A 20,424-nucleotide genomic window follows, 5' to 3' on the forward strand; every position below is an offset into this window, starting at 1 on the left:
AGTAGGCCCGCAGGGCCGCATCGAGATCGGGCGCATCGACGCGAGAGCGCCGGCCCCTCGCAGGAAGACCGGCGCTCTCGAAGACCTCGGTCAGACGAGCGTGTAGCCAGCCTCGCTCACGGCCGCGCGCACGTCGTCGAGCCGCAGCGCCGCATCCGACGCCACCGTGACCGTCGAGCGGCCGCCGGGGACGAGCTCGACCTCGACGCCCTCGACGCCCGCGAGGCCCGAGAGCTCCTCGGTGACCGACGAGACGCAGTGGCCGCACGTCATGCCCTCGACCTCGAAGGACTGCGAGACGGCGCCGTCGGCAGCGGGTGCGGGCGCGTGGCATGCGCCGCCGCAGCAGCCGCCGGCCTGCGCCTGCGCGTCGGCGTCGGCGGGGGTCGACATGATCTCGATGTTCTGCAGCATGGGTTGCCTTCCTAGGGGAGGGGGATCGGGGTCACGACCGCACGAGGCGCGCGATCGCGGCGCTCGCCTCGCTCAGCTTCTCCTGCGCGACGGGGCCGCCGCGCTCGGCCGCCTCGGCGACGCAGTGCGCGAGGTGGTCCTCGAGCAGCTGGAGGGCGACCGTCTCGAGCGCCTTCGTCGCCGCCGACACCTGCGTGAGGATGTCGATGCAGTAGGCGTCCTCGTCGACCATGCGCGCGACGCCGCGCACCTGGCCCTCGGCGCGACGCAGGCGCTTGAGGAGCGCATCCTTGTCGGCCGTGTAGCCGGGTGCCGAGTGGTCGATCATGATGCGACGATCATACCCCTGAGGGGTATGTGCGGCAAGGGTCAGGCGACCGCGCTCTCCACCTCGGGCGAGGTCCAGCTGCGCCAGATGGCCGCGAGCAGCGCCTCGAAGAGCGCGTCAGCCTGCTCGGCTGGGTAGAGGCCGAGCAGCTCGAGGGTGATGAAGCCGTGCACGCCGGCGAAGATCGTGCGCGTCGTGGTCACCGGGTCGCCGTGCAGCGTCCCGGCGTCGATCGCGGCGGTGACGGCGTGCAGCAGCGGGTCGGTCGTGCTCTCGCGCGCCTCGTCGACGGCGGGGGAGTCCTCGCTGCGGCCGAACACGACCTGGAACATCGCGGCGTGCTCGCGCGCCCACGCGCGCATCGCGTGCGCGAGGGCGGGGATGAGCTCCGCGGGCGCCTCGGCCTCGACCGCGTGCTGCGCGTCGACGAAGGAGCGGGCTGCGCGGACGGTGATCGCCTCGACGAGCTCGCCGCGCGAGCCGAAGAGCGAGTAGACCGCCGAGGTCGAGGTGCCGACCGACGCGACGAGCGGGCGCAGCGAGAAATCGGGGCCCTCGACCGCCATCAGATCCGTGGCCGCCTCCAGCAACCGCTGGCGCAAGTGCTCATCGTGGAGGCGAGGTCGTCCCATGCGGCAAACCCTACGTGCTTTCGTCCTGGCGACCCGATGCGCCGGCCGTGTGTTGCGGGGGCGCGGGGTGTGTGTTGCTTCGACAGCGGCTGTCGGTGCCCCCAGCAGGATTCGAACCTGCGGCCTTCTGCTCCGGAGGCAGACGCTCTATCCCCTGAGCTATGGGGGCCGGGCTGCGCGAGGCAGCGTCGATCAATCTACCACCGAGGCGACGCTGCCCCCGACCGCCGGCTCAGTCGGCTGAGGTCAGACCCGCCTCGAGGTCGTGGAACGCCTGGTCGACGAGCTCGGCGATCTCGGTCGCCCCGCCGTCCCCGAGCATCCACATCCGCATCGCGGTCTTGACCGCCGTGCTCGCCGCGCCGGCGACGAGCCTCGGGTAGCGGTCGGCCTCCGCGTCGAGGCCCGCGCGCTCCGCGACGAGCGCTCGCACCGCATCCTCGAACGCGTCGTACTGCGCCGCGCGCTGCAGCTGCAGCGATGGGTGTCGGTCGATGAGCTCCTCGCGCCGCCGGAGCACCTTCGCCTCGGCCCTGCTCATGCCGCGCATGTGGGCGACGAGCGTCTCGCGCAGCGACTGCAGGGGCGGCTCGTCGGCCGGCCGAGCCTCGATGCCGTGCAGCAGGTCGAGCGGGGCGTGGCCGTCGACCGCGAGCACCGCGGCCTCCTTCGAGGGGAAGTAGTTCGAGACCGTGCGCGGCGAGACGAAGGCGCGCTCGGCGATCTGGTCGATCGTCACGCCGTCGAGGCCGCGCTCGAGCGTGAGCTCGAAGGCTGCTTCGGCGATCGTGCGTCGGGTCAGGCGCTTCTTGCGCTCGCGAAGGCCGAGCATCGGCTCATCGTCGGCGCCTGTCGGGGCTGTCGGGGACATGGGGACCTCACTGGGGCGAGGATCGGCAGCTCGTGCGCGTCGACCCGCCCACTGGGGCACGGCCGGGATCGGATGCGCAGTCGTGCTCCGTCGGTACGGTGCCGCCGCGGGCGCGACGGCGTCGCAAGTCTGCGCGCGGCGCGCGAGCCGGTCAAGCCGAACGTGCCTGATGCGCACGAATGCTGAGGGAGCACCACTTCCCTGAGGTTTCCTTGAGCATCCCGAATGTTGCGTGCCGAGCAATCCGTGTGCCACGCTCACCGCAGTCGATCTCCCCAGGATCGATCGAAGCACCCCAGCACCGGAGCCCCCAGCTCCAAGGCCCTGTCACGAAGGTCCCTGAAGATGTACGCACAGTCGTGTGCGGTCGATGCGCTCTGCGCCGGCCGCTCGGCGCGCAAGAAGGCGCGGACGCCATGGCGTCGCTGACGTACTTGCTGGCTCGTCGCGGCGAGCTCTCGATAGCTCGCCGCGACCAGCTGCTCGCCGCCGGCCTCGACGACGAGGGGGCCATCCGCGCCCTCGTCGAGGACGGCACCATCACCGGCGCCCAGGCAGCGCGAGTGCGCGCCGAGCAGGCCGGCCTGCCGTTCGTCGTCGTGAGCGAGTTGAACGTCGACCGCGTCGCGGTCTCCCGGGTGCCGAGCGCGATCGCGCGCCGGCACATCCTCCTCCCCGTCGCCCACGAGGAGGGCCGGCTCGTCGTCGCGATGACCGACCCAGCCGACGTGCTCGCGATCGACGACGTGCGTCAGGCCTCCGGCCTCGCCGTCGAGCCCGTCGTCGCCGAGCGCGGCGACCTGCTCGCGGCGATCGACCGCTTCCACCGCGCCGACTCCGAGCTGAGCGACATCACCTCCACGATCCAGGAGGAGCAGGAGCAGGCAGCGGCCGCCGACCCCTTCGGCTTCGGCATGGCCGACGCCGCCGACGAGGACGCCCCGATCGTGCGCTTCGTCAACCTGCTCGTCAACCAGGCCGTGCAGGACCGCGCGAGCGACATCCACATCGAGCCCGGCGAGTCGTCGGTGCGCGTGCGCTTCCGCGTCGACGGCGTGCTGCACGAGATGCAGTCGGCGCCCAAGACGATGCAGCAGGGCATCATCTCGCGGCTCAAGATCATGAGCGACATCGACATCGCCGAGCGCCGCCGCCCGCAGGACGGCCGCATGTCGGTCATGCACGGCGGCCGCAAGGTCGACCTCCGCGTCGCGACGCTGCCGACGGTGTGGGGCGAGAAGGTCGTCATGCGCATCCTCGACACCGGCGGCACGCAGCTGCAGCTCTCCGACCTCGGCCTGCTGCCGCACAACTTCGAGCGCTACCAGGCCTCGTACAAGAAGCCCTACGGCATGATCCTCGTCACCGGGCCCACGGGATCCGGCAAGTCGACGACGCTCTACACGACCCTCAACGCCGTCGCGCGCACCGAGGTCAACGTCATCACCGTCGAGGACCCGGTCGAGTACCGGATGCCCGGGGTCAACCAGGTGCAGGTGCACGCGAAGGCGGGCCTCACCTTCGCCGCCGCGCTGCGCTCGATCCTGCGCTCCGACCCCGACGTCGTGCTCATCGGCGAGATCCGCGACCACGAGACGGCGCAGATCGCGATCGAGGCGTCGCTCACGGGCCACCTCGTGCTCTCGACCCTGCACACGAACGACGCCCCGAGCGCCGTCACGCGCCTGACCGAGATGGGCATCGAGCCCTTCCTCGTCGGCTCGGCTCTCGACTGTGTCGTCGCGCAGCGCCTCGCGCGCCGGCTCTGCGACCGCTGCAAGGAGCCCGACCTCCGGGGCGCCGAGCAGTTCGCGGCGATGGGCTTCGAGGTCACGGGCCAGCTGGGCGTGCACCGCGCCGTCGGCTGCACGCACTGCTCCGGCACCGGCTACCGCGGCCGCATCGCGATCCACGAGGTCATGACGGTCTCGGAAGAGATCGAGCGGCTCACGGTCGAGCGCGCCTCGACCTCCGAGGTCGCTCGCGTCGCCTCGCAGCAGGGCATGCGCTCGCTGCGGCAGGACGCGTGGGAGAAGGCGACCCTCGGCCTCACGACGGTCGAGGAAGTGCAGCGGGTGATCGTATGAGCATCGACGTCCAGGGCATGCCGACGCGAGCGGCGCTGCGCCAGCAGTGGGCGCAGTCGGCGGCGCCCGCCGCGGCAGCGCCCGAGTTCCCGACCCCGACCGGCACCGACGGCGACCTGCTGCTCGCGCTCGAGACCGTCGTGCGCGCCGGCGCCTCCGACCTGCACGTGACGGCGGATGCGCATCCGACGATGCGCCTGGACGGCAAGCTCCTGCCGCTCGAGGAGTACGGCGTCTGGTCGGCCGCCCGCGTGCAGGCGGCGCTCACCGCGATCATGACGCCCGAGCAGCGGGAGATCTTCGAGCAGGAGCTCGAGCTCGACTTCGCCTACGACCTGAGCGCCGAGGCGCGGTTCCGCGTCAACATCTACCAGCAGCGCTCCGCGCGGGGCGCGGCGTTCCGCCTCATCCCCACGCGCATCCGGACCGTCGAGGAGCTCGACCTGCCCGCGGGCATCACGCGGTTCGCGACCCTGCCGCGCGGGTTGGTGCTCGTCACCGGACCGACCGGTTCGGGCAAATCGACGACGCTCGCGGCGCTCATCGACCTCATCAACCGCACGCGCGCGGAGCACATCGTGACGGTCGAGGACCCGATCGAGTTCATGCACCAGCACAAGAAGGCGGTCGTCAACCAGCGCGAGGTCGGGCACGACACCCACTCATTCGCCGCGGCCCTCAAGCACGTGCTGCGCCAGGACCCCGACGTCATCCTCGTCGGCGAGATGCGCGACCTCGAGACGATCTCGGTCGCCCTCACCGCCGCCGAGACCGGCCACCTCGTCTTCGCGACCCTGCACACGCAGTCGGCGGCGCAGACGATCGACCGCATCATCGACGTCTACCCGCCGCACCAGCAGGGCCAGGTGCGGGCGCAGCTCGCCGCGACGCTGCAGGGCATCGTCTGCCAGACGCTCGTGCCGCGCGCGAGCGGCAAGGGCCGCGTCGCCGCGAGCGAGATCCTCATCGCCACCTCCGCCGTCTCGAACCTCATCCGCGAGGGCCAGATCCACCAGATCGGCAGCGCTCTGCAGTCGGGCGGCTCGCTCGGCATGCGCACGCTCGACCAGCACCTCGCCGACCTCGTGAACCGCGGAGTCATCAAGGAGGATGCGGCGCGCGAGAAGGCGCACAACGTCGACGAGCTGCGCGGCATGCTCGCGACCGGCGGCATGGCGCCCGCGCTCGACACGGGCGTCGACTTCGGCGACTCCTTCTCGAGGGGGCAGCGATGACCTCGACGAAGACGTGGGCCTACAAGGGCCGCGAGCGCGGTGGCAAGCTCGTGAAGGGCAAGCTCGACGCGCCCACGCAGGCGGCCGCGCTCTCGCGCATGCGCGACATGGGGCTCTCGCCCGTCAGCGTCGACGAGTCGGCGATGGGCACGGGCCTCAACCGCGAGATCAACCTGAGCTTCGGCCAAGCCGTCAAGCTCAAGGACCTCTCGGTCATGGCGCGGCAGATGTCGACGATGATCGGCGCCGGCCTCTCGCTCCTCCGCACCCTGCACATCCTCTCGGAGCAGACGGAGAACAAGACGCTCGCGAAGGTGCTCACCGAGGTGCGCGGCGACATCGAGACCGGTGGCACGCTCTCGCAGGCGTTCGGCAAGCACCGGAACGTCTTCCCGCCGCTCATGATCCACCTCATCGCCGCGGGCGAGACGGGCGGCTTCCTCGACGACGCGCTCGACGCGGTCGCGACGGCCTTCGAGAAGGAGGTCAAGCTCAAGAGCACCGTGCAGTCGGCGATGGCCTACCCGATCGTCGTCGTCGGGATGGCGATCGTCGCGGTCATCGCGATGATCTGGTTCATCGTGCCGATCTTCGAGGGCATGTTCTCCGACCTCGGGGGAGCGCTGCCGCTCCCGACGCAGATCCTCGTCACCATCTCGGCGAACATGGTGTGGCTCGGGCCGCTGCTCTTCGTCGCGGCGATCGCCTTCAGCGTCTGGTGGGGCAAGAACAAGCACGCGCCCGAGGTGCGGGCGGTGCTCGACCCGGCGCTGCTGAAGCTGCCGGTCTTCGGCGAGCTGCTGCGCAAGATCGCCCTCGCGCGATTCACCCGCAACTTCGCGGCGCTGCTCAAGGCCGGCGTGCCGATCGTGCTCGCGCTGCAGGTCGTCGGCGAGATCTCGGGCAACAGCGTCATCCTGCAGGCGTCGAACCGCATCGCCGACGCCGTCCGCGAGGGCCGACCGGTCGCCGAGCAGCTCGCGCTCGAGCCCGTCTTCCCACCGATGGTCGTGCAGATGGTCGCGGTCGGCGAGGACGCCGGCTCGATGGAGCTCATGCTCTCGAAGATCGCCGACTCCTACGACAGCGACATCGAGTCCACGACGGCGCAGATGACCTCGATCATCGAGCCGATCCTCATCGCGGGCGTCGGCGCACTCATCGGCGGCATGATCATCGCCCTCTACATGCCCGTCTTCTCCATCTTCGAGCAGATCAACTGACTCGCTCGACCCATACGTATCCCTTCCCCTGTCCCAACCCCAACCCAACAAGTAAGGAACCACCCATCATGCAGAAGATGCTTCAGCTGCTCGGCGACCGCCGCGCAATGCTGCAGGAGGAAGGCAAGTCGCAGCGCGGCTTTACCCTCGTCGAGCTCCTCGTCGTCGTCATCATCATCGGCATCCTCGCCGGCATCGCGATCCCCGTCTTCCTGAACCAGCGCGAGAGCGCGTGGCGTGCCGAGGTCGAGTCGGATCTGAAGAACGCAGCTCTCGCTGCAGAGACGTACTCAGTGCAAAAGGGCGGCAGCTACGACGGGCTGACCCTGGACAAGCTCGTGGAGCAGGGCTTCGAGACGAATGTGGCGGGGACTGGCTACCTGACCGTTGTCGAGACGGACAGCAACTTCACGATCGTCGCGAAGCACCCTGACCTCGGCGGCGACACGCTGAAGTACGACAGCAATGCTGGCGGACTGCAGGAGTGGGTCGAAGCCACGACTCCGCCCACGACGCCTAGCAACTAATCGGCGTTCGCGTGGTGGCTGGTCCAGTGCCACGCGATTCAAGAGAGGAGAGCGCCATGCGAGGCCTACGCGAGCCTCTTCGGATCACCAACCAAGGTGACCGCGGTATGACGCTCATCGAGGTGATGGTCGCGATGTTCGTCTTCGCGATCATCTCGACGCTGGTGCTCTCCTCTCTCGTTCAGGTTCTGTCCGTCAACCGGGCATCCTCGATGCAGCACGTCGCGGCCAACCTTGCCGCGCAGGAGCTCGAACGCGCCCGCGCCACCACCGACCTGTTCGCGCTCACGAGCGAAGAGCGCGCGGTCACCGTGAACGGCACGACATTCGCGATCGACAGGGACGCTGTCTGGGTCAGCGAGAGCGATGACCAGGCGGCGTGCGGCGCGGGTGGCGGCAACCTGCGGTTCAAGCGTGTGAACGTCACCGTCAGATGGTCCGGGATGTCGCCATCGCAGGCGCCCGTGCGCGCCGACACCATCATCGACCCGTCGCAGCGCCTCAATGACCCCTCGACCGGCACCGTGCTTGTCTCGGTGATCGACGCCGAAGGGTTCGGCGTCGCCAATGCGACGGTGTCCCTCACCGCGACTGCAAACGGTGCGCCGCGCGCCCCGGTGCAGACCGACGCTGAGGGCTGCGCCTACCTGCTCGAGGTGGCGCGCGGCACCTACACGGTCTCCGTGTCCAAGCTCAACTACGTCGGCCTCGCGCTCGACCCGACGCCGAAGCAGGCCGACATCGCCGTCGAGGCCGGCTCGACCTCGAGCCTCGGCTTCCAGTACGACGAAGCGGCGACGATCACCGCTCGGCTCGCTGCCGGCTCCCAGGTGCGCCTGCCGACGAACCTTCCGATGACGTTCGTCAGCACCTATGGCGTCGTGACGCAGGCCGTCACGACCACCGCCACCTCGACCGTGACCCAACGCACCGTGAAGGTGCACCCGCGCGTCAACTACCGAATCTTCGCGGGCAACTACGGCAGGAACACCGGTGCTGAATGCACCGCGCCCGACCCGAACGCCTGGCCCGCGGTCACCCTCGGCGGCGTCGCGTACGCAGCGGGCGCCGCCCCCGAGATCAACTTGCCGAAGCGCGGCTCGCTCACCGTCGACGTGCCGATGGGGACTGTGTCGGTCCGTGGGCAGGTGCGGGGGCTCCGCGCCACCGCTGCACCGGGCGCACCTGGAGACCCCACGTGTGCCTCGACGATCGTGCACGAGTTCGGCGATGTCTCGGCCAACTCGACGGTCGTCATCGCCCTTCCGTACGGCACCTGGGCGCTCACAGATCGCAACGGCGTGGCTGTCTCCGGGGTGACCGTCTCAGGCAACGACACGGCGGTGGCCAACGTGGTGACCCTGGATCCCAGAGAGGTCGTGCCATGACGGCCGACAGCCGCGACCGCGGCATGACGCTCGTGGAGCTGCTCGTCGCCATCTCGCTGCTCGCGATCGCGACCACGCTGATCACCGCGATGGTGGTGACCCTGGCGCGCAGCTCGACGCGGCAGGAAGCGGAGCAGTACAGCTCGCGCACCGCAGCCGTCGCGCTCGATCAGGTGGGGCGGGTCGTGCGCGGAGCGACGCCGACGCTGCACGCCAACGGCTGGCAGCAGCTGCCCGCCGTCGTCGAGGCACGCGCGGACCGCGTCCGATTGAGCACGTACCTCGAAACCGACGCCGACAACCCGGCGCCCACGCTCGTCGAGCTGCGCATCGACGCGGCGAGCGGCACCATGACGGAGACGCGCTGGGCGTCCTACCGCTCCGGCGGGGTGTGGGCATTCCAAAGCACACCGTTCAGGACGCGCGCGATCCTCGCAGGAGTCTTGCCACCTGGTCGATCGTTGCCGTCGGGGGGCTCCGTGGGGCGTGCGTTCGACTACTTCGCAGCCGACGGACGCGCGCTGCCGCTGCCGACGAGCGGGCAGCTCACCGACGCGCAGCGCGCGGAGGTCTCGTCGATCCACGTCGCCCTGGCAGTGCAGGCGCAGCCCGGCACCGCGGCCGCCCCCGCTGTCATCGAGACGACCGTCATGATGCCGAACATCCCCGAACCGGACGAGGAGGACTGATGCGCAAGAACCTGCAGATCCTCAGCGAGCAGCGCGATCGCGGCGCCGCGCTGATCCTCGTCATCGGCATCGGCGCGCTCGTGACTGCGCTGATCGCCACCGCGATCGTCGTCGCGGTGAACGGCTCGCGCCACGCTCGCAACGACGTCGACCGGCAGGGAGCGCTCGCGGCCGCCTACGCCGGCGTGGAGGAGTACCAGAGCCGCCTCGATGCGGATCCGGGCTATGTGAACTCGGGCAACGACGACGCCGCGTTCAGCGCGGGAAGCGGGCTCATCGACGATGTCAGCAACCCGGCGCTGGGCTACGGCGGCAGCTGGGCCGACGTGCCCGGCTCAGACGGCACCGCGAGCTACCGTTACGCGGTCGACACGTCGCGGTATGACACCGAGGGCACCATCCGACTGCAGTCGACCGGTCGCGTCGGCGATGAGACGCGGACCGTCGTCGTCGACCTCCGGCAGGACGAGTTCCTCAACTACCTCTACTTCACCGATTACGAGATCCAGGATCCCGCGGTGTCGCGCAGGACGGACGCGTGCAAGAAGTACTCCTATCAGGGACGCGACGACACCTACTGCGGCATCATCCAGTTCGGCAACGGCGACCGCGTGCTCGGGGAAGTGCACTCGAACGACACGATCTACGCGTGCCAGGCGACATTCGACGGGACCGTCACGACCGCTTGGGCACGGCCGTCCGGCGTTCGGTACCTCAGGACGAGCGACTGCAACCGAACCCCCGTGTTCGAGGTGCGCGATCCTGTGCGCGGCAACTCGCCGCTGTACCGCCGCGCGCTCCAGATGCCGGAGACCAACACCGAGATCCGCGCTGACGCGATCGAGTCCGGCTGCCTGTACACGGGGCCGACCAGCATCACGTTCACCGCCGACGGGCGGATGGCGATCAAGTCGCCGTGGACGCGAGTCACCAGGCCAGGAGCTGCAGTGCCGAACCCGCCCGAATGCGGAGACCCGGCCTCGGTTCGCGCTGGCACGACGATCCCGGTGCCGAACGGCGCCGCCATCTACGTGCAGACCGTGCCAGGAGCCGGGGATGTCAACTACTGGACGACCAACAAGCCGAGCTGCGGACGGGGGAACCCGGTCGGATATCCGCGCAGCGATGAATCGATCCCGGCAGAGGTCGACGGTGTGCCCGCCTACGGCTGCCAGAACGGCGACATCTTCGTCCAGGGCACGCTCGACGGGCAGGTCACGCTCGCGGCCCAGAACTACGTCTACGTCGTCGGCAGCACGATGTACGAGGACCCCGACGACGACATGCTCGGCCTCATCGGCAACAACATGGTCTGGGTCTGGAACCCGATCATCAACAGCCGGACGGAGCCGCGCAACGTGACGATCCACGCCGCGATCCTGTCCCTCCGCAGCTTCACCGTGCAGAACACCGCTGAATACGCTCGGGCCGACAGCCGACTCAGCGCCACCCCGACGCTGACCGTTCGCGGATCCATCGCCCAGCGATACCGCGGGATCGTCTACACGAGCTGGAGCTCGGGCTGGACGTCCTACAGCACGGGCTACACCAAGAACTACCAGTACGACTCACGATTGCGGTTCCGCTCGCCGCCCCACTTCCTATCCCCGGTCGCGACACGCTACGGCATCTCGACGTGGATCGAGTCCCCTCCCGCGTACGACGCCCAAGGGAACGAGCGGTGATCGCCGCGATCGCGGGAGTCACCGGCGGCTTCGGCCTGCTCATCGGCTCCTTCCTCAATGTCGTGATCTTCCGCGTTCCGGCCGGGCGCTCGATCGTGAACCCGCCGAGCGCGTGCGGTGGCTGTGGCGTACGCATCCGGCCGTTCGACAACGTGCCGGTGCTCAGCTGGCTGCTGCTGCAAGGTCGGTGCCGCGACTGCAGCGCTCGCATCTCGCCGCGATATCCGATGATCGAGCTGCTCACCGGGCTCGTGTTCGCCGGTGTCGCGTTGCGGTTCGCGCCGTGGGAGGCACTCGAGCAGTCATCGCTCGCCGCGATGGGGCCGGTCGCCGAGACGCTCGCGTTCGCGGTGCTCGCTGCCGTCGGGATCGCGCTCGCGTGGATCGATCTCGACACGCAGCGGCTGCCGGATGTCATCGTGCTGCCGTCGTACTTGGTCGTCGGCGCGCTGCTCCTTGCAGCCGCCGCCGCGACGGGAGACTGGGGAGCGCTGCTGAGGGCGGCAGCCGGCGCAGCGATCCTCTTCGCCGCGTACTTCGCCATGGCGTTCGCCTACCCGGCCGGCATGGGGCTCGGCGACGTCAAGCTCGCGGGCCTGCTCGGCCTGGCGCTGGGCTGGCTGGGCTGGGGCGAGCTCGCGGTCGGCGGGTTCGGCGCCTTCCTGCTCGGCGGTGCGTTCGCACTCGTGCTCGTCGCACTCGGCCGTGCCAAGCGCGGCAGCGGCATCCCGTTCGGCCCCTGGATGCTGCTCGCAGCCGCGGTGGCCGTCTTCGCAGGCGAGCCGATCTGGCACGGATACCTGCAGCTCGTAGGACTGGAATAAGGGGGATCCGATGGCGAACAGCATGGTCGGACTCGACATCGGCGCGACGGGCATCCGCGCCGCCGAGGTCACGCGCACCCGGAAAGGCATGGCGCTCGCGCGCTACCACTCGATAGCGCTTCCGCCCGGTGCAGTCGTGCGCGGCGAGGTGATGGAGCCGCACGTCGTGACGGGCGCGCTGCGGGAGCTCTGGAAGCGCGGCAAGTTCTCAAGCAAGCGCGTCGTCCTGGGCGTCGGCAACGACCGCGTGCTCGCTCGCGAGCTGACGGTGCCGGCCGCTCCGCTGCCGATGATCCGCGAGTCGCTGCCCTTCCAGGTGCAGGACCTGCTGCCGGTGCCGATCTCGGAGGCGATCCTCGACTTCTACCCGATCAGCGACGCGGGCCACGGCCAGGTGCACGGGCTCCTGGTCGCGGCGGTCAAGGAAGGCGTGCTCTCCACGATCGAGGCTGTCAGGCGCGCGAGGCTCGAGACGGTCGCCGTCGACTTCGTACCCTTCGCGCTCACGAGAGCGCTGCCGCAGCGGGCCGAGGACGGCGACGCGATCGCCGTCGTCGACGTCGGCGCCCACACGACCACCGTCGTCATCTCGCGGGCGGGTGTGCCGCACTTCGTGCGCATCATCCCGACCGGCGGCGACGAGGTCACGCAGACCTTGCACGCGCGGCTGCAGCTCGAGCGGCCGGTCGCGGAGGACGCGAAGCGCACGCTCGGCCTCGGCATGAACGGCTTCATGCCGCACGACCAGCCAGTCATCGAGGCGATCCGCGAGGTGACGGGGGAGCTCGTCACCGGCGTGCGCAACACCGTCTCCTACTTCGCGAGCTCACGCCCCGACCTGCCGGTGCGCCGCGTCGTGCTGACGGGCGACGGCGCGAGCCTCGGCGGGTTCCCCGCTGCCCTTGGGGAAGTGATGCGCTTGCCCATCGACTGGGGCGACCCGCTCGCCTCGGTGCTGACGAAGGAGCGCGACCGCCCTCGCACGAACGGCGCGGCGAACCGAGCGGCCGTCGCGCTGGGCCTGGCGATGCGGAGCGCAGCATGAAGGTCTTCGGGATCACCATCGGGAGCGGCGACCCGGCTCCGCTGATGCTCGGCGCGCAGCCGGCCGTCAACCTGCTGCCGGGCGAGGTGCTCGCCGCGCGCAAGAGCCGAGGGGTGCGGCGCGGCATCGTCGCAGCCGCCATCGTGCTCATCGTCAGCGCGGGCGGCGGCACCGCCGCCGCGAAGCTCCAGGCCCTCGCAGCCGAGGTCGAGCTCGCCTTCGCGGAGGCGCAGACCGTCGAGCTCCTCGCCCGTCAGGCCGAGTTCGCTGACGTGCTTGCGGTCGAGGCGGAGATCGAGGCGCGCCAGGCGGCGCGCGAGGTCGCGACCGGCACCGAGATCGACTGGCGAAGCGTGATCGACGGGATCGTCGCGACCCTGCCGGAGGGGGCGACGCTCGTGAACGTCACCGCCGAGGGCAGCTCGCCCATGGCCGGGCACGCGCAGCCGGTGGCACCGCTGCAGGGCGCACGCGTCGCGACGGTGACGTTCACCGTGCGGAGCACCGCGATGCTGCCCGACGTCGTTGATGCGCTCGAGGGGCTCCCCGGGTTCGTCGACGCGCAGGTGCCGACGCAGACGGTCACCCCCGAGGAGGGCATCGTCGACTCGACCTTCGTCGTGCACCTGGACGAGGGCGCCTACACGAACCGCTTCCCGCCGACCGTGCAGGCGCAGCCCGAGTCGGGCCAGCCGGCAGCCGGCGCGGAGGGCAGCACGGATGCGGAAGCCAGTGGCGAGGAGGGCCAGCAGTGAAGGCATCGGATCGGCTCTGGAGCCTCGGCTCGGGCCTCCTCGCGGTCGGCATCGCGGCCGGCACGTGGTTCGGCGTCATCTCGCCCGACCTGCAGGCCGCGGCGACCGCGCGGGACGACCTCGCGATGGTCGAGCAGCAGAACGCCATCCACCAGGCGCGCATCACGGTGCTCGAGGAATCGGCCGCCAAGCTGCCGCAGTACGAGGTCGAGCTCGCCGAGCTCGCGCAGGGCATCCCCGCGGAGGCGGGTTACGCCGACTTCATGCGCCAACTCGAGGCGCTCGCCACCGAGACCGGCGTGACGCTGCAGTCGGTCACGAATGCCGACGCGATCGCCTACGTGCCGCCGGTGGTGGAGGCGGCGGCGCCTGCCGACGCGTCGGAGGGGACGGACGCGGCCGCAGACCCGGCGGCCGCCGATCCCGCGGCCGCACCGACGGGAGCCGCCCCCACGCCGCACACGAATCCGCTCATCAACGAGCAGAACTTCGCCGCGCTGCCGATCACGATCTCCGCGACCGGCGGCACGGCGGAGCTCGGTGACTTCCTGCAGCGCCTGCAGATGGGCACGAGGCTCACGTCGGTGACGAGCACGACGCTCACGACGGCCGTCGACGACGTCCCGGGCACCGCCGAGATCGTCGGCTACCTCTACGTGTTCCGGAGCGCGCTCACCGGCCCCTGACCGGCGTCCTCGAGAGGCGGTGTGGGAGAATCGGTGCAATGCGCACCACCCACGCCACCTTCTCGATGTCGCTCGTGGGTGAGACCGACGTCACGCTCCTCGTCCTCCCCGCCGCGGCCTACGCATCCGACGACCGCATCGACGTCACCGTCGACGGCGCACCCGTCGGGTGGCGCATCCAGCCCGCTCAGCACGACACCCGCGAGCTCGTCTTCACCGCCCCCGCGGGGCAGCTCGAGGTCGAGATCCGGTCGACCGTCTCGGGGCTCGAGCGGCCCGTCGACGAGGGCGACCCGGCGCGCTACCTCGACGACTCGCGCTACGTCGAGGCGAGCGCGCTGCGCGGCTTCGTCGACGAGCGCTTCGGGCGCGCGAGCGGCCACGAGCAGATCGCGGCGATGCGCAACTGGATCGCGCGCGGCTTCACCTACTCGCCGTCGCTGTCGGAGATCGACGACACCGCGGTCGACACCATCCGCAAGAGCGGCGGCATGTGCCGCGACTACGCGCACGTCATGATCGCCCTCGCGCGCGCGGCCGGCATCCCGGCGCGCTACGTCGGCGTGTACGCGCCGGGGCTGCGACCACCCGACTTCCACGCCGTCGCTGAGGTGCTCATCGACGGCGAGTGGTTCGTCGTCGACCCGACCGGACTCGCGCCGCGGCAGAGCCTCATCCGCATCGCGACGGGGGCGGATGCGCTCGAGACGGCGTGGGCGACCACGGCGCGGAACCCGATCACGCTGCAGTCGGTGGCGGTGCGGGCGGAGGACGACGCGCTCGAGGAGGGCGCTATGGACGACGTGCGGGCGCTCGTCAGGATCGGCTGAGCGGTCTCGATGCGCCCGCTGCGCGGGCTACTCGACCAGCGGGGAAGCTTCCGGCTACTCGACCAGCGGGGGCGAGGCGGGGAGGCTCAGCCCAGGTTCGCGAGCACCTGGTCGAGCACCTCGCGCGCGTCCTGCTCGCTCGTGAAGTACTGCGAGGCGACGCTCACGATCGTGCCGCCCGACGGCGCCGTCGCGACGCCCAGGTCGCCGACGGTCTCGAACGCGGGCGCCTGGAAGCCGTCGGGCTGCTGCAGCACGCCGACGACGAGCCGGTCGCCGCCCGTGACGTGCTGGTACGCGCACACGGTGCCGCCCGCATCCACGATGTCGGCGATCGCGCCGGGCAGCGTGCCGGCGTCGCTCGACGGGGCGAAGTTCGGGTTGAACGCGTAGAGCTGGTCGGCCGTGTAGACCTGCGAGCACGGCACGTCGCCCGCGACCGGCGGCGTCGTCGGCAGCGCCGAGCCGGTGGGCGCGGGTGTCGGCTCGGGGCTCTCGACGGGCGTCGTCGCCGAGGGCGAGGGCGTCGCGGTGGGTGAGCTCGAGGCCGACGGCGACGGCGACTCGCTCGGCGCGAGCACGCCCGGCTCGCACCCCGTCAGCGCGAGCGCGGTCGCCGAGGCGATGATCGCGGCGGGCAGGAGACGACGGATGCGCTGGGTACGGCTCGGCATGCTGTCAGACTACGGGCGCTCCCACGCCCGGGCGGTCGAGGCGCGCGCAGTACCCTAGAGGGATGCAGCCCTCCTCGCTCTCGTCCGCCGTGCTCGCCGCCGTCCAGGGCGCCGTGGGCCGACGAACGGCCGAGGTCGAGGTGCGCGAGGCCGACATCGTGCTCGAGCGGCCCCGCAACCGCGACCACGGCGACTGGGCGACGAACGCCGCGATGCGCTTCGCGAAGCGCGTCGGCACCTCGCCGCGCGAGCTCGCCGACGAGGTCGCGGCCGAGCTCGCCACGATCGACGGCATCGCCAAGGCGGAGGTCGCGGGCCCCGGCTTCATCAACCTCACCCTCGCGGCCGGCGCCGCGGGCGAGCTTGCGCGCACGATCGTCGAGGCGGGCGACGCCTACGGCGCGGGCGAGAGCCTCAAGGACGTGAAGATCAACCTCGAGTTCGTCTCCGCGAACCCGACCGGACCCATCCACATGGGCGGCACGCGCTGGGCCGCCGTCGGCGACAGCCTCGGCCGCGTGCTCGAGCGGCAGGGCGCGCTGGTCACCCGCGAGTACTACTTCAACGACCACGGGGCGCAGATCGACCGCTTCGCGAAGAGCCTCGTCGCGGCCTTCCGCGGCGAGCCGACGCCCGAGGAGGGCTACGGCGGCGCCTACATCGCCGAGATCGCCAAGCGCGTCGACGACGGCTACGACGGCGACCTGCTCGACCTCGACGACGCCGACCTGCAGGAGACGTTCCGCGAGCGCGGCGTGCAGCTCATGTTCGAGGAGATCAAGCGCGACCTGCACGACTTCGGCGTCGACTTCGACGTCTTCTTCCACGAGCACCAGGTGCAGTCCGACGGCTCGGTGCAGCGCGCGATCGACGTGCTGCGCGAGCGCGGCCACGTCTTCGAGGAGGACGGCGCGCTGTGGCTGCGCACGACGACCTTCGGTGACGATCGCGACCGCGTCATCGTGCGCTCGAACGGCGCCCCCGCGTACTTCTCGGGCGACCTCGGCTACTACCAGAACAAGCGCGAGCGCGGCTTCGAGCAGAACATCATCATGCTCGGCGCCGACCACCACGGCTACGTCGGCCGCATGATGGCGATGTGCGCGGCGTTCGGCGACACCCCGCACGAGCACCTGGAGATCCTCATCGGCCAGATGGTCAACCTGCTGCGCGAGGGCAAGCCGGTGCGCATGTCGAAGCGCGCGGGCACCGTCGTGACCATGGAGGACCTGGTGGATGCGGTGGGTGTCGACGCCGCTCGGTACGCCCTGGTGCGCTCGAGTGCGGACACGCCGCTCGACATCGACCTCGAGCTGCTGACGCAGCGCACGAACGACAACCCCGTCTACTACGTGCAGTACGCGCACGCCCGGATGTCGGCGGTCGCGCGGAACGCCGTCGCCGCGGGCGTCGACCGCTCGGAGTTCCAGCCGGAGCTGCTCTCGCACGAGACCGAGTCGGCGCTGCTCGGCGCGCTCGCGGACTTCCCGCGCGTGCTCGCGCAGGCCGCCGAGCTGCGCGAGCCGCACCGCGTCGCGCGCTTCGCCGAGGAGCTCGCCGGGCTTTACCACCGCTGGTACGACGCGACGCGCGTCGCGCCGCAGGGCGACGAGGAGGTCACGGCGCTGCACCGCACGCGGCTGTGGCTCAACGACGCGGCCGGCCAGGTGCTGCGCACGGCGCTCGCGACGGTCGGGGTGTCGGCGCCGGAGCGGATGTAGCTCCCCTCCGCCCGCTGAGCGGGTCGAAGCGCGGCTCAGCCGGCGGCGAGCGACCCGAGGTGGCGGTGCACCGACGAGATGACGACCGCGCCCTCGCCCGCCGCGTTCGCGACGCGCCGCACCGAGCCGCGGCGCACGTCGCCGACCGCGTAGAGGCCCGGCAGGGACGACTCGAGCGGTGCCGGGTCGATCGCGGGGTCGCCGAGCCACGCGCGCCGGCCGCCCTCCTCGAGCACCGCGAGCCCGGTGATGATCGAGCCCCAGCGGTCGCGCAGCACCTCGGGCGGCAGCCAGTCGGTGTGCGGGCGCGCGCCGATCGTGATGAAGAGGGCGTCGGCGCGCTGCTCGAAGCGCTCGCCGCTCGCGCTCCGCTCGAGCACGACGCGGTCGAGCCGGTCGACCCCCGTGCCGCCGACCGCGTCGACGACCGATGCCCCGGTGATGAGGCCGACGCCCGCCGCGAGCAGCTGGTCGACGAGGTATTGCGACATGCTCGCCGCGAGCTCCTCGCCGCGCACGACGAGCGAGACCGAGCGCGCGTAGCGGGCGAGGTGCAGCGCCGCCTGGCCGGCCGAGTTGCCGCCGCCGACGACGAGCACGTCGCGTCCCGACTGCGCCCGCGCTTCGACCGCCGTGACGCCGTAGAAGACCGACGCGCCGACGAACGGCCGCAGGCTCGACACCGCGAGCCGGCGATACGTGACCCCGGTCGCGACCACGACGGCACGTGCCCTCGCGACGTCCCCCGGCGCGACGTCGAGCTCGAAGATGCCCTCGACCGCGCGCACGCCGACCGCGCGACGGGTGTGGCCGAAGCGCGCGCCGAACACCCACGCCTGCTGGTAGGCGCGCTGCGCGAGCTCTGCGCCCGACACCCCGCGCGAGAACCCGAGGTAGTTGCGGATGAGCGAGCTCGACCCCGCCTGCCCGCCGATCGACTCCGCCTCGAGCACGAGCGTGTCGAGCCCCTCCGAGGCCGCGAACACCGCCGCGCCGAGCCCGCCGGGCCCCGCGCCGACGATCGCGACGTCGACCGTCTCCTCCGGCAGCGTCGTCGTGAGCCCGTACGCGCGCGCGAGCGCGGCATCGTCGGGATCCGAGAGGATGCGCCCGTCGGCCGTGCGCACGAGCGGCACACCCGCGTACCGCACGCCCGCTTGCTCGAGCAGCGCCGACGCATCTGGAGAGGAAGGATCGAGCTGCTCGGTCGGTACCCCGCCCCGCTCGAGCCGCGTCTGCAGCGTGTGGGTGCGGGCTTGCGCCGCCTCGCCGATGACGGTGAAGCCGCGGTGCCGCTTGCCTGCCGCGCCCTCCCAGTCGCGCAGCAGGTCGGTGACCGCGCGGTGGAACGACTCGTCGGGGGAGTGCAGCGGGCGCACGACGTAGTAGTCGATCTGCAGGTGCTGCATGAGCTGCAGCACGGCGTCGGCGGTCGCGCGGTCCGACCACGCGCCCCACTCGATCACGAGCCCGCGGCGCGCGTCGCGGAACGCCTGCCGCGCGATCGCGAAGACGCTCCCGCGCCCCTCGACCGGCGCCGCGTCGTCGGCGAGCACGAGCGCGAGGTCGCCGCCGCTCGCGAGCAGCGCGTCGATCGCGGCAGCGCCCGCGGTCGCGCCGTCGGCCTCGAGCACGCGGTAGTCGAGCGCGTAGCGGCGCCGGAGGGGCTCGAGCAGCGAGGCCCGCACGGCGTCGTCGGCCGAGACGACCAGGATCGCGGGCGCATCCGCCGCCTCGAGCGCCGTCACGTCGCCTCCTCGCCGCAGGGGAGCGACGGCCCGGCCGCCGCGCGGCGAGCATACGGCGCAGCCCGCGCTCGCGACAGGGGCCGATTCGGCGACCGCGCCTCAGCGCTGCCGCTGCACCGCCGGCCGGTAGGCCGAGACGCTCGGCTCGCCCGGCACCCAGAAGCGCCAGGGGAAGGCGGATGCGTCGCCACCCGGACCGCTGACGCCCACGCGAGGCCCGGTGCGGTAGGGCGGCGGCACCTCGGCCGGCGCGAACGACCACGTCGCCGCCTCGACCCCGTCGGGGCCCGTCACGCCGTCGCCGAGCTCCGCGCCGGTCAGGGCTGCGCCGTCGTCGACGAGCGTCGCGCCGAGCGCCTGCGCGACGTTGCCCGGGCCGCGCGCGAGCTCGCCGGTCGGCTTCGTGCGTCGCCGCGCCGAGCGCCGCTCGAGCGCGAGCTCGTGCCCCTCGACGATCTCGCCGGCGCGCACGAGCACGCCCCAGCCGTGGCCCTCCGGCCCCGCGACGATGTTGACCGCGTGGTGCATGCCGTAGGTGAAGTAGCAGTAGACGCGGCCGCCGGGGCCGAACATCGTCGCGTTCCTCGCCGTCTTCCCGCGGAACGTGTGCGCGCCCGGGTCGTCGCTGCCGCGGTAGGCCTCGGTCTCGGTGATCCGCACCGCGACCGCGCCCGACGCGTCCGCCCGCCGCAGCACGCCGCCGAGCAGGAGCGGCGCGAGCTCGAGCGGGTCGCGCTCGAACCAGCTCGGGGGAGGGGTGGGCACGATCGGCACCGTATCGGGCGCGCCCGAGCGTCGGCTTGCGGATGCGGTGGGTCACGCAGGGAGTCGATGTCACGGGGGGAGGCGCGATTCGACTCCTTGCGGGGCGGATGCCGGGAATCGACTCCCTGCGTGCACCGGGCACCCGCGGCTCGTCGCGAGCAGCGGTGCGATCGCGGCGGCGGGTGCACTTCGACCGCTGCTCGCCGCGGATCGGCGGGATCACCGCCGCTCGCGACAGCCGGCGAGGCGCACAGGCGCCGAGCGGCACGCGGCGGTTGCCTAGGATGGAGGCAGAGC

Annotated in this window: 20 protein-coding genes and 1 tRNA gene; 13 read left to right on the forward strand and 8 right to left on the reverse strand. The window is 71.4% G+C overall.

Annotated features, from left to right (window positions below; translation table 11 throughout):
- Positions 1–90 precede the first annotated feature (90 nt).
- From L332_RS29530 to L332_RS25375, 5 genes are all read right to left on the reverse strand, one after another.
- Positions 91–414 carry a heavy-metal-associated domain-containing protein gene (locus tag L332_RS29530; RefSeq protein ID WP_021011115.1) on the reverse strand — a complete coding sequence of 108 codons (324 nt, stop codon included), beginning with the start codon at positions 412–414 and terminating at the stop codon, positions 91–93.
- Positions 415–445: 31 nt separating this feature from the next.
- Complete coding sequence (locus tag L332_RS25360; protein ID WP_021011116.1) at positions 446–742, reverse strand: metal-sensitive transcriptional regulator; 297 nt, start codon at positions 740–742, stop codon at positions 446–448.
- A gap of 41 nt (positions 743–783) precedes the next feature.
- On the reverse strand, positions 784–1,374 hold the full coding sequence (locus L332_RS25365; protein WP_081646146.1) for a TetR/AcrR family transcriptional regulator: 591 nt from the start codon (positions 1,372–1,374) through the stop codon (positions 784–786).
- Between the two features lie 96 nt (positions 1,375–1,470).
- A tRNA-Arg gene (locus tag L332_RS25370) sits at positions 1,471–1,543 on the reverse strand.
- 63 nt (positions 1,544–1,606) lie between these two features.
- Positions 1,607–2,206: an acyl-CoA-like ligand-binding transcription factor gene (locus tag L332_RS25375; RefSeq protein ID WP_021011118.1), complete on the reverse strand. Its 600-nt coding sequence runs from the start codon at positions 2,204–2,206 to the stop codon at positions 1,607–1,609.
- Between the two features lie 455 nt (positions 2,207–2,661).
- Between L332_RS25375 and L332_RS25380 the strand changes: the two genes are divergently transcribed.
- The 12 genes from L332_RS25380 (at position 2,662) to L332_RS25425 (ending at position 15,219) form a co-directional block, all read left to right on the forward strand.
- Positions 2,662–4,332, forward strand: coding sequence for a GspE/PulE family protein (locus tag L332_RS25380; protein ID WP_021011119.1), 1,671 nt, complete (start codon positions 2,662–2,664; stop codon positions 4,330–4,332).
- Positions 4,329–5,567, forward strand: coding sequence for a type IV pilus twitching motility protein PilT (locus tag L332_RS0115475; RefSeq protein ID WP_021011120.1), 1,239 nt, complete (start codon positions 4,329–4,331; stop codon positions 5,565–5,567). Before L332_RS25380 ends, L332_RS0115475 begins: the two co-directional genes overlap by 4 nt.
- Positions 5,564–6,790, forward strand: coding sequence for a type II secretion system F family protein (locus tag L332_RS25385; RefSeq protein WP_021011121.1), 1,227 nt, complete (start codon positions 5,564–5,566; stop codon positions 6,788–6,790). Before L332_RS0115475 ends, L332_RS25385 begins: the two co-directional genes overlap by 4 nt.
- Positions 6,791–6,858: 68 nt before the next feature.
- Positions 6,859–7,317 (forward strand): type IV pilin protein, encoded by a 459-nt coding sequence (locus L332_RS30935; RefSeq protein WP_021011122.1) that lies wholly within the window; start codon positions 6,859–6,861, stop codon positions 7,315–7,317.
- Between the two features lie 107 nt (positions 7,318–7,424).
- The gene (locus L332_RS25390; RefSeq protein ID WP_021011123.1) at positions 7,425–8,705 is read left to right on the forward strand and encodes a carboxypeptidase regulatory-like domain-containing protein; all 1,281 of its coding nucleotides are present in this window, start codon (positions 7,425–7,427) and stop codon (positions 8,703–8,705) included.
- Positions 8,702–9,394: a PulJ/GspJ family protein gene (locus L332_RS30395; RefSeq protein ID WP_021011124.1), complete on the forward strand. Its 693-nt coding sequence runs from the start codon at positions 8,702–8,704 to the stop codon at positions 9,392–9,394. Before L332_RS25390 ends, L332_RS30395 begins: the two co-directional genes overlap by 4 nt.
- A complete protein-coding gene (locus L332_RS30400) occupies positions 9,394–11,079 on the forward strand; it encodes a pilus assembly PilX family protein (RefSeq protein WP_021011125.1) in 1,686 nt (561 codons plus the stop codon). The genes L332_RS30395 and L332_RS30400 overlap by 1 nt, the downstream gene beginning before the upstream one ends.
- Positions 11,076–11,903, forward strand: coding sequence for a prepilin peptidase (locus L332_RS25405; RefSeq protein ID WP_021011126.1), 828 nt, complete (start codon positions 11,076–11,078; stop codon positions 11,901–11,903). Before L332_RS30400 ends, L332_RS25405 begins: the two co-directional genes overlap by 4 nt.
- Positions 11,904–11,913: 10 nt before the next feature.
- Positions 11,914–12,948 carry a type IV pilus assembly protein PilM gene (pilM, locus tag L332_RS25410; RefSeq protein WP_021011127.1) on the forward strand — a complete coding sequence of 345 codons (1,035 nt, stop codon included), beginning with the start codon at positions 11,914–11,916 and terminating at the stop codon, positions 12,946–12,948.
- Positions 12,945–13,703: a PilN domain-containing protein gene (locus tag L332_RS25415; RefSeq protein ID WP_021011128.1), complete on the forward strand. Its 759-nt coding sequence runs from the start codon at positions 12,945–12,947 to the stop codon at positions 13,701–13,703. Before pilM ends, L332_RS25415 begins: the two co-directional genes overlap by 4 nt.
- Positions 13,700–14,389: a hypothetical protein gene (locus L332_RS25420; RefSeq protein WP_021011129.1), complete on the forward strand. Its 690-nt coding sequence runs from the start codon at positions 13,700–13,702 to the stop codon at positions 14,387–14,389. Before L332_RS25415 ends, L332_RS25420 begins: the two co-directional genes overlap by 4 nt.
- 38 nt (positions 14,390–14,427) lie before the next feature.
- On the forward strand, positions 14,428–15,219 hold the full coding sequence (locus L332_RS25425; RefSeq protein ID WP_021011130.1) for a transglutaminase-like domain-containing protein: 792 nt from the start codon (positions 14,428–14,430) through the stop codon (positions 15,217–15,219).
- Between the two features lie 86 nt (positions 15,220–15,305).
- On the opposite strand, the gene L332_RS0115485 is transcribed toward L332_RS25425, so the two are convergent.
- Positions 15,306–15,893 (reverse strand): hypothetical protein, encoded by a 588-nt coding sequence (locus tag L332_RS0115485; protein ID WP_021011131.1) that lies wholly within the window; start codon positions 15,891–15,893, stop codon positions 15,306–15,308.
- 62 nt (positions 15,894–15,955) lie between these two features.
- On the opposite strand from L332_RS0115485, the gene argS reads away from it, so the two are divergent.
- Positions 15,956–17,614, forward strand: a complete 1,659-nt coding sequence (argS, locus tag L332_RS25430) for an arginine--tRNA ligase (RefSeq protein ID WP_021011132.1) — start codon at positions 15,956–15,958, stop codon at positions 17,612–17,614.
- Positions 17,615–17,649: 35 nt separating this feature from the next.
- On the opposite strand, the gene L332_RS25435 is transcribed toward argS, so the two are convergent.
- Together L332_RS25435 and L332_RS25440 are read right to left on the reverse strand one after the other, a co-directional pair.
- Positions 17,650–19,362, reverse strand: coding sequence for an FAD-dependent oxidoreductase (locus L332_RS25435; RefSeq protein WP_021011133.1), 1,713 nt, complete (start codon positions 19,360–19,362; stop codon positions 17,650–17,652).
- Between the two features lie 99 nt (positions 19,363–19,461).
- Complete coding sequence (locus L332_RS25440) at positions 19,462–20,127, reverse strand: DNA-3-methyladenine glycosylase (protein WP_041204069.1); 666 nt, start codon at positions 20,125–20,127, stop codon at positions 19,462–19,464.
- Positions 20,128–20,424 lie beyond the last annotated feature (297 nt).

This window comes from Agrococcus pavilionensis RW1 (assembly GCF_000400485.1).
GTDB lineage: Bacteria > Actinomycetota > Actinomycetes > Actinomycetales > Microbacteriaceae > Agrococcus > Agrococcus pavilionensis.

What these genes read in the sequence shown, in the direction of transcription:
- L332_RS25390 (WP_021011123.1), top strand. Translation starts at nt 7,425, where the DNA reads ATGACGCTCATCGAGGTGATGGTCGCGATGTTCGTCTTCGCGATCATC.
- pilM (WP_021011127.1), top strand. Translation starts at nt 11,914, where the DNA reads ATGGCGAACAGCATGGTCGGACTCGACATCGGCGCGACGGGCATCCGC.
- L332_RS25380 (WP_021011119.1), top strand. Translation starts at nt 2,662, where the DNA reads ATGGCGTCGCTGACGTACTTGCTGGCTCGTCGCGGCGAGCTCTCGATA.
- L332_RS30935 (WP_021011122.1), top strand. Translation starts at nt 6,859, where the DNA reads ATGCAGAAGATGCTTCAGCTGCTCGGCGACCGCCGCGCAATGCTGCAG.
- L332_RS25385 (WP_021011121.1), top strand. Translation starts at nt 5,564, where the DNA reads ATGACCTCGACGAAGACGTGGGCCTACAAGGGCCGCGAGCGCGGTGGC.
- L332_RS30395 (WP_021011124.1), top strand. Translation starts at nt 8,702, where the DNA reads ATGACGGCCGACAGCCGCGACCGCGGCATGACGCTCGTGGAGCTGCTC.
- L332_RS25360 (WP_021011116.1), bottom strand. Translation starts at nt 742, where the DNA reads ATGATCGACCACTCGGCACCCGGCTACACGGCCGACAAGGATGCGCTC.
- L332_RS25415 (WP_021011128.1), top strand. Translation starts at nt 12,945, where the DNA reads ATGAAGGTCTTCGGGATCACCATCGGGAGCGGCGACCCGGCTCCGCTG.
- L332_RS0115475 (WP_021011120.1), top strand. Translation starts at nt 4,329, where the DNA reads ATGAGCATCGACGTCCAGGGCATGCCGACGCGAGCGGCGCTGCGCCAG.
- L332_RS25425 (WP_021011130.1), top strand. Translation starts at nt 14,428, where the DNA reads ATGCGCACCACCCACGCCACCTTCTCGATGTCGCTCGTGGGTGAGACC.
- L332_RS29530 (WP_021011115.1), bottom strand. Translation starts at nt 414, where the DNA reads ATGCTGCAGAACATCGAGATCATGTCGACCCCCGCCGACGCCGACGCG.
- argS (WP_021011132.1), top strand. Translation starts at nt 15,956, where the DNA reads ATGCAGCCCTCCTCGCTCTCGTCCGCCGTGCTCGCCGCCGTCCAGGGC.
- L332_RS25365 (WP_081646146.1), bottom strand. Translation starts at nt 1,374, where the DNA reads ATGGGACGACCTCGCCTCCACGATGAGCACTTGCGCCAGCGGTTGCTG.
- L332_RS30400 (WP_021011125.1), top strand. Translation starts at nt 9,394, where the DNA reads ATGCGCAAGAACCTGCAGATCCTCAGCGAGCAGCGCGATCGCGGCGCC.
- L332_RS0115485 (WP_021011131.1), bottom strand. Translation starts at nt 15,893, where the DNA reads ATGCCGAGCCGTACCCAGCGCATCCGTCGTCTCCTGCCCGCCGCGATC.
- L332_RS25375 (WP_021011118.1), bottom strand. Translation starts at nt 2,206, where the DNA reads ATGCTCGGCCTTCGCGAGCGCAAGAAGCGCCTGACCCGACGCACGATC.